Origin of the sequence: Aestuariivirga sp. (assembly GCF_046294715.1) — a bacterium.
In the GTDB taxonomy this organism is placed as follows: Bacteria; Pseudomonadota; Alphaproteobacteria; order Rhizobiales; family Aestuariivirgaceae; genus Aestuariivirga.
Window position 1 is genome coordinate 91,168 of the sequence record NZ_JBKBKI010000013.1, and the last position, 7,222, is coordinate 98,389.

The 7,222-nt window shown below is 64.8% G+C and carries 6 protein-coding genes; all 6 read left to right on the forward strand.

Features of this window, described 5'->3' with window-relative positions; translation table 11 throughout:
* Positions 1–174 precede the first annotated feature (174 nt).
* Positions 175–1,560 carry an aspartate aminotransferase family protein gene (locus ACK4HL_RS11015; RefSeq protein ID WP_409760083.1) on the forward strand — a complete coding sequence of 462 codons (1,386 nt, stop codon included), beginning with the start codon at positions 175–177 and terminating at the stop codon, positions 1,558–1,560.
* A gap of 126 nt (positions 1,561–1,686) precedes the next feature.
* Positions 1,687–2,766, forward strand: a complete 1,080-nt coding sequence (locus ACK4HL_RS11020) for a PotD/PotF family extracellular solute-binding protein (RefSeq protein ID WP_409760086.1) — start codon at positions 1,687–1,689, stop codon at positions 2,764–2,766.
* 65 nt (positions 2,767–2,831) lie between these two features.
* A complete protein-coding gene (locus ACK4HL_RS11025; protein ID WP_409760089.1) occupies positions 2,832–5,147 on the forward strand; it encodes an aminotransferase class III-fold pyridoxal phosphate-dependent enzyme in 2,316 nt (771 codons plus the stop codon).
* Between the two features lie 71 nt (positions 5,148–5,218).
* Positions 5,219–6,091, forward strand: a complete 873-nt coding sequence (locus ACK4HL_RS11030) for an ABC transporter permease (RefSeq protein WP_409760093.1) — start codon at positions 5,219–5,221, stop codon at positions 6,089–6,091.
* Complete coding sequence (locus ACK4HL_RS11035) at positions 6,091–6,939, forward strand: ABC transporter permease (RefSeq protein WP_409760096.1); 849 nt, start codon at positions 6,091–6,093, stop codon at positions 6,937–6,939. The genes ACK4HL_RS11030 and ACK4HL_RS11035 overlap by 1 nt, the downstream gene beginning before the upstream one ends.
* Before the next feature lie 5 nt (positions 6,940–6,944).
* A partial coding sequence (locus tag ACK4HL_RS11040; RefSeq protein WP_409760099.1) for an ATP-binding cassette domain-containing protein occupies positions 6,945–7,222 on the forward strand: 278 nt, incomplete at its 3' end.

Genomic DNA, 7,222 nt, shown 5'->3' on the forward strand with positions numbered 1-7,222 from the left:
ACGCGACCATATCCGGGGCGATTTTGCCCGTCTGGTCAAAAACCGCATATGACGAAGTCATGCTTCGCTGTGCGCGGATCGGATTCAAGCCGTAAGGCCTCTCTCTTCAGCCTGATCGCCTGCCAGAAGCCCCAGAAGGGCCTGCTTTCCCGTATTCAGTCCGGAGACACCGTCATGAACGTCCTCAGCAAGAACATCGACTTGGCCGAAGTCGTGCGCCACGACGTGGAGCACCACTTCCACCCCTTCACCGACCACAAGGCCTTCCACGCCGAGGGCGGCCCCCGCGTGATGACGCAGGCCGACGGCATCTGGATCTGGGATGGCAAGGGCAACAAGCTCCTCGACGGCATGTCCGGCCTGTGGTGCGTCAATGTCGGCTATGGCCGCAAGGAGCTCGCCGAGGCGGCCTACCGCCAGATGCTCGACCTTCCCTATTACAACACCTTCTTCAAGACGACGACGGTGCCCACGGCGGAGCTCGCGGCCAAGATCTCCTCGGTGATGCCGAAGCGGTTCAAGCACATCTTCTTCACCAACTCGGGTTCGGAATCGAACGACACCATCGTCCGCTTCGTCCGCCATTACTGGAAGCTGAAGGGCAAGCCCTACCGCCAGCACTTCATCGCGCGCACCCGCGGCTATCACGGCTCCACCATGGTGGCGGCCAACCTCGGCGGCTTCCAGGGCATGCACGAGCAGGTCGGCACCGAGTTCCCCGGCTTCCACCACGTGCAGCAGCCCTACTGGTACGATTTCGGCGGCGACAAGACTCCGGAGGAGTTCGGCCTCGAGGCCGCGGCCGAAGTCGAGAAGAAGATCCTCGAGGTCGGGCCGGACAACGTTGCGGCCTTCATCGGCGAGCCGATCCAGGGCGCGGCCGGCGTGCTGATCCCGCCCTCCACCTACTGGCCGGAGGTGCAGAGGATCTGCCGCAAGTACGGCGTGCTCATCATCTCGGACGAAGTGATCTGCGGCTTCGGCCGCACCGGCAACTGGTGGGGCTTCGAGAGCCTCGGCTTCGAGCCGGACATCGTGCCGATGGCCAAGGGCCTGTCCTCCGGCTACCTGCCGATCGGTGCGGTGGCCTTCGCCGACCACCTGATCAAGGACTTCTTCGAGCTCGGTGGCGAGTTCTATCACGGCATGACCTATGCCGGGCACCCGGTCGCCTGCGCCGTCGCCTTGAAGAACATCGAGATCATCGAGCAGGAGAAGCTCGTCGAGCGGACCCGCGAGATCGGCCCCTATTTCGCCGAGGCGCTGGCCTCGCTCAACGATCACCCGATCGTCGGCGAGACGCGTTCCATGGGCCTCATCGGCGCCATCGAACTCTCGAACGACAAGGCCAAGCGCGGCCGCTTCGCCAAGCCGGGCCGCGTCGGCACCATGTGCCGCGACCACTCCTTCCGGAGCGGCCTCATCATGCGCGCCTGCTGGGACACCATGGTTCTGGCGCCGCCGCTCGTCATCACCCGCCAGGAGATCGACAGGCTCGTACAACTTGCGCGTGCGGCCCTGGATGCCACCTATGCCGATGTGAAGGCAGAAGTTGTGTGAGATTACAGGAGCTTAAGAAAAAAGCGCATTGCGCGGCGGCAGGGGGGCGCTAGTCTTCCTGCCGGATTGAGCCGCTGAAGCGCCGGGCGGTTCCAGCATCGGTGCAACCAAGGAGAAGTTTCAGAAATGTCGACGTACCGTCCCCGTTTCCGCCCGAACCGCCGCGCGGTGCTGAAGGGCACCGGCGCCCTCGCCGTGGGCCTCACCTTCCTGCCGCGCTTCTCGCTGGCCCAGGAAGAGAAGAAGCTGAATTTCTACAACTGGGATACCTACATCGGCGAGAACACGCTCGCCAACTTCAACGAGGCCACCGGCATCGAGGTGAAGATGGACCTCTACGCCGACAACGACGAGCTCTTCGCCAAGCTGAAGGGCGGCAACCCGGGCTACGACGTGATCGTTCCCACCAATGACATGGTGGAGCGCATGATCGCGGCGGACATGGTGGTCCCGCTCGATCACTCCAAGATCCCGAACATGTCGAACATCGACAAGGCCTTCCAGGATGCGCAGTTCGATCCCGGCCGCAAGTTCACGATGCCTTACATGTGGGGCACCCTCGGCATCGGCTATCGCAAGTCCGCGGTGAGCGCCCCGCCGGACAGCTGGAAGGTGCTGCTCGACTCGGATGAATATGCCGGCGCCATATCGCTTCTCGGCGACCAGCAGAACGTGCTGGGCGCCGCCCTGAAGTATCTGGGCTATTCCTGGAACTCGACCAATGCCGACGAGCTCAAGAAGGCCGAGGAGCTCCTGATCAAGCAGAAGAAGAACATCAAGGTCTTCGCCGACGACAACGGCCAGGACCTGCTCGCCTCGGGCGAGGTGAAGATCTGCCAGGAGTGGAACGGCGACATCAAGCAGATCATGCAGGAAGATGACGACGTGAACTACGTCGTGCCGAAGGAGGGCTCTCTTGTCTGGCAGGATACGTTGGCCATTCCGAAGGGCGCGCCACACCCGGAGAACGCCCATGCCTTCATCAACTTCGTGCTCGACGCGGAGGCCGGCAAGGAGATCGTCCAGACCATCCTCTATGCCACCGCAAACCGCGCGGCCCGCGACCTGATGCCGGACGACTACAAGAACAACCCGGTGATCTTCCCGCCGGAAGATGTTCTGGCCAAGTGCGAGCCGGCACTCTACCTCGGCGAAGAGGCCACCAAGGTCCGCGACGAGATCTGGACGCGCATCCAGGCCGCCTGAGCGGCACTTCCCATGGGCGGCGCCCGCAAGCGCCGCCCTTTCTCTGTGGCGAGACAGGCGACGTGATGCTCAATACCCTGCGGCCTCCCCGGCTTCCGGCCTCCGTGCTCCAGGCCTTCGCCACCGCGGCCTACGGGCTCGAAGGCCGCTGGACGCCGCTCGAGGGCGAGCGCGACCAGAACTTCCGGGTGGAAGGCGGCGCCGGCAGCGTCGTCTTCAAGCTGTGCCATCCGGAGGAGGGGGAGGACGTCCTGCTCTGCCAGGCCGAAGCGCTCGAGCATATCGCGCTGGCCGATCCCTCCCTTCCCGTGCCGCGCCTTCTCCGCACGCGCGAGCGGAACCTTCTCGGCCATCTCGAGCACGAGGGCCGCCGCTATCCGGTGATGGTGCTGAGCTGGCTCGAAGGCCGCGTGCTGGGAGAGGACAGGCTCACGCCCGAGGCGCTGCGCGATCTCGGAGCGCTGCTCGCCCGCCTCGGCCTTGCGCTCCGCGGCTTCGTCAGCGGCGCTCCCGCCGCGCGGTCGCTGGTGTGGGACACCCGCCGCGTGCTCGGCCTCGCGCCCCAGGCCGCACTCCTGCCTGAAGAGGACGGAGCGCTCGCCGCGGAGATCCTCGCCCGCCACCGCGACGTGACGGCTCCCGCCATGCGCCGCATGCGGAGCCAGATCATCCACGGCGACGTCCACCCCTACAACGCGCTGCATGGCCGTGATGGCAGGGTCTCCGGCATCATCGACTTCGGCGACATGGTGCACGGGCCGCTGATCCTCGACCTCGCCAATGCAGCGGGCGATTTCCTTCATCCCTCGGGCGATGCCGCCGAAACCCTGTTCGAGATGGTGCGCGGCTACCAGTCCGTGACGCCCCTCGAGGAAGCCGAGGCCGATGCGCTCCTCGACCTCATCGAAGTGCGATTGGTGATGACGCCCCTCATCGATGCACTGAAATCGGCGAACGGCATCGAGGCGCAGGGCTATTTCGAATCCTTCAACGGCCGCAGCATGCCGATGATCCGCGAGTTGCGGAGGCTCGGCCCCGGAAAGCTCAAGGGTCTGGTCCGCCGCGCCGCCACTTTCCCGTCCGAGCCCGCCCGCCACGCGCAGACGGCGGAGGAGGCGATCGCCCGCCGCCGCCGGGTGATGGGCGAGAAGCTCTACGTCTTCTACGATCCGCCGCTGCACATCGTGAGGGGCGAGGGCGTCTGGCTCACCGCCTCGGACGGCAGACGCTATCTCGACTGCTACAACAACGTGCCGCATGTCGGGCACTGCCATCCATATGTCACCGAGGCCATCGCCCGCCAGGCCCGCACGCTCAACACCAACACCCGCTACATCACGGACCAGTCGATCGAATATGCCGAGCGGCTGGCCGGCCTTTCGGCCGAGGGGCTCACCGCCGTCGTCTTCGTCAATTCGGGAAGCGAGGCGAACGATCTCGCCTGGCGCATGGCCAAGGCCTTCACGGGCAAGTCGGGCGGCCTCGCCATGGACTTCGCCTATCACGGGGTGAGCGAGGCGATCGACGCCTTCTCGCCCTCCAACGCGCCGGAACACTGGCACGCCCCGCACATCCGCCTGCTGCCGCCGCCCGACACCTATCGCGGTCCCTACGGGGCGGACGAGCTGGGCCTCGGCGCGCGATACGCTGCGCTTGCCGATCCGCTGATCGCCGAGCTCGAGGCCACGGGGCACGGCGTCGCCGCGGCGATGATCGATTCCGCCTTCATGACCAATGGCATCCTCGACGCGCCGGAGGGCTATCTCCAGGCCATCGTCGACCGGGTGCACCGGGCAGGGGGCCTCTTCATCGCGGATGAGGTCCAGTCGGGTTTCGGCCGCATGGGCACCGCCTTCTGGGGCCATCGCCACCACGGCGTCACCCCGGATTTCATCACCACCGGAAAGCCGGCCGGAAATGGGCATCCTGTCGGCGCAGTGATCACGAGGCCGGAAATTCTCGCCCATTTCCTGAGCTTCGGCCCGTTCTTCTCCACCTTCGGCGGCAACAACGTCGCCTGCGCCGCGGGGATCGCGGTCCTGGACGTGATCCGCGACGAGGGGCTGGTGGAGAACGCCCGGGCGACCGGGGCCTATCTGCGGCAGGGGCTTTCCGCGCTCATGGTCAAGCACCCGCTCATCGGCGACGTTCGCGGCGTGGGGCTGGCGACGGGCGTCGAACTCGTCCGGGACCGGAAGGGAAAGGAACCCGCGGGAGCCGAAACCACGCGCCTCCTCAGCCTGCTCCGCGACGAGGGCGTGCTGATCGGCGGCGAGGGCAAGTTCGGCAATGTGCTCAAGATCAGGCCGCCCATCGTCTTCACCCGTGGGGATGCGGATATCGCCGTCGCCGCGGTGGACCGGGCGCTCGCCCGGCTCTAACCCGGGGTTGCCGTGCAGGGCAGGTCTGCGCTAGCTTCAATTCAAAACAGAACAGGGGGAGTGACGGAATCTTGGAGAACTGGAAACAGAACCCGCGGGTCTTCTGGACCTTGGGCTTGCCTCCCTCCGTCTGGCTTCTCGCCTTCTTCATCATCCCGCTCGGTTTCCTTTTCGTCATGTCCTTCAGCGACAAGGCGGTCATCGACGGGCAGGTGTCGATCACCGAATACGACTACCTGACGGGCATCGGCAATTATCTCCGTTCCTTCGATCCGCTCTATCTCACCATCATGTGGAAGTCGGTGTGGATCAGCGCGCTGGCCACCGTGCTTTGCCTGCTCACCGCCTATCCCATCGCCTTCGGCATCTGCTTCGCTCAGGAACGCTGGAAGCCGCTGCTCCTGCTGCTCGTGGTGCTGCCCTTCTGGATCAACCTGCTGATCCGCACCTATGCCCTGATCGCGGTGTTCCGAACCCAGGGCTATGTGAACAAAGTCCTGGGCGTGGTGGGCCTCGGCCCCTTCGAGATGCTCTACAACGACTTCGCCGTCATATTCGGCCTCGTCTACGTCTACATGCCCTTCATGGTGCTGCCGCTCTATGCGACGATCGAGAGGCTGGACAAGTCCTTCCTCGAGGCCAGCCTCGATCTCGGCGCCTCCCAGTTCCAGACGTTCCTGCGCGTCACCGTGCCGCTCACCATGCCGGGCATCGTCTCGGGCATCATCCTGGTCTTCATTCCATGCCTCGGCTCCTTCCTGACGCCGGATCTCCTGGGCGGAGCCAACGCCATCATGATCGGCAACGTGATCGAGCGGCAATTCAAGGCGGCGAACGACTGGCCCTTCGGCGCAGCGCTCTCCTTCCTCCTGATGTATGCCACCTTCGGAGCGCTGGCCCTGCGCTACCTCTTCACGCTGCGCAGCAAGGGAGTGGATGTGTGATGGCTGCGAAACTGAAACCCGGCCAGGGGCCCCTCGACTACGGCAGCCGCACCTGGCTCAAGCTGCTGTTCGCCGCCATCTTCTTCCTGCTCTATGCGCCGATCATCACGCTCATCGCCTTTTCCTTCAACACCGACAGGCGCGGCGTGGTCTGGCGCGGCTTCACCTTCGACAACTACACCAAGGCATGGAACAACGCCTCGCTGATCGAGGCGCTCACCAATTCGCTCGTCATCGCCCTCATCGCCACGCTGTTCGCCACGATCCTCGGGGCGCTTGCAGCGCTGCTGCTGTGGCGCTTCCGCTTTGCCTTCAAGGGCGCCTATGAGGGCTTCATGGCGCTTCCCATCGTCATCCCCGAAATCTGCATGGGCGTTGCGCTGCTGCTGTTCTTCGTGAACTCGGGGATGATGGAGCTCTTCGTCAACATGCCCTGGCCGCTCAACCTCGGGAACATCATCTTCGCCCATGTCAGCTTCTGTTTTCCCTTCGTGGCGGTGGTGGTGCGCTCGCGGCTGGTGGGCTTCAACCGCCAGCTCGAGGAAGCCTCGAAGGATCTGGGCGCCAGCGAGTGGCAGACCTTCTGGTCGGTGATCGTGCCCTTCATGAAGCCCGGCCTCATCGCCGGGGCGCTCCTCGCCTTCACGCTCTCCCTCGATGACTTCGTCATCACCTTCTTCACCTCCGGGCCGGAGACCGTGACCTTCCCCGTCAAGGTCTATTCGCTGGTGCGCCGCGGCGTCTCGCCCGAGATCAACGCTGCCTCCACGGTGCTGATCGTCATCACCGTGGTCGCCACCGTCCTTGCCATGAAACTCCAGGCGCCTCAGAAGGCGGACAAGGGTTGAAACAGATGTCCGACGCGATCGTCTCCATCCGCAACGTCACCAAGCAGTTCGCAGGCAGCGTCACCGCCGTGGACAATGTCTCGCTCGACATCGCGCAGAACGAATTCTTCGCGCTGCTCGGCCCCTCGGGCTGCGGCAAGACCACGCTTCTCCGCATGATCTCCGGCCTCGAGACGCCGACCTCGGGCCAGATCATCATCGCCGGCGAGGACATGGCCTTCACGCCGCCCAACAAGCGTCCCACCAACATGGTGTTCCAGTCCTATGCGGTGTTCCCGCACAT

Coding starts and splice junctions, on each gene's coding strand:
- ACK4HL_RS11035 (WP_409760096.1), top strand. CDS start 6,091: ATGGCTGCGAAACTGAAACCCGGCCAGGGGCCCCTCGACTACGGCAGC.
- ACK4HL_RS11015 (WP_409760083.1), top strand. CDS start 175: ATGAACGTCCTCAGCAAGAACATCGACTTGGCCGAAGTCGTGCGCCAC.
- ACK4HL_RS11020 (WP_409760086.1), top strand. CDS start 1,687: ATGTCGACGTACCGTCCCCGTTTCCGCCCGAACCGCCGCGCGGTGCTG.
- ACK4HL_RS11025 (WP_409760089.1), top strand. CDS start 2,832: ATGCTCAATACCCTGCGGCCTCCCCGGCTTCCGGCCTCCGTGCTCCAG.